Source organism: Burkholderia sp. JPY481, assembly GCF_038900515.1.
GTDB lineage: Bacteria > Pseudomonadota > Gammaproteobacteria > Burkholderiales > Burkholderiaceae > Paraburkholderia > Paraburkholderia youngii.
Genome location: NZ_JAYMRT010000256.1, coordinates 1 through 213 on the forward strand (window position 1 = coordinate 1; position 213 = coordinate 213).

Annotated in this window: 1 protein-coding gene; it reads right to left on the minus strand. The window is 56.3% G+C overall.

The features are described from left to right. Positions 1 to 48 precede the first annotated feature (48 nt). A partial coding sequence (locus VSR82_RS40590; protein WP_498858991.1) for an integrase core domain-containing protein occupies positions 49 to 213 on the minus strand: 165 nt, incomplete at its 5' end.

The window sequence follows — 213 nt, forward strand, 5'->3', positions numbered from 1 at the left end:
CTTGTTCGGGCAGGGTCCCGAGATTTTTAAGTGGAACCACCGGGGCGTTCATGCTGCCGATTTGATCGCAGGCAGTGTCGCGAAGTATGCCTCATCCGGCGTGCGGTCTTCCAGACTCGAATGAGGTCGTCTCTGGTTGTACAGATTGATGTAATCGCCGATTGAGCGCCGGGCGTGGCTGACCGACTCATATGCCTTCAGATACACCTCCTC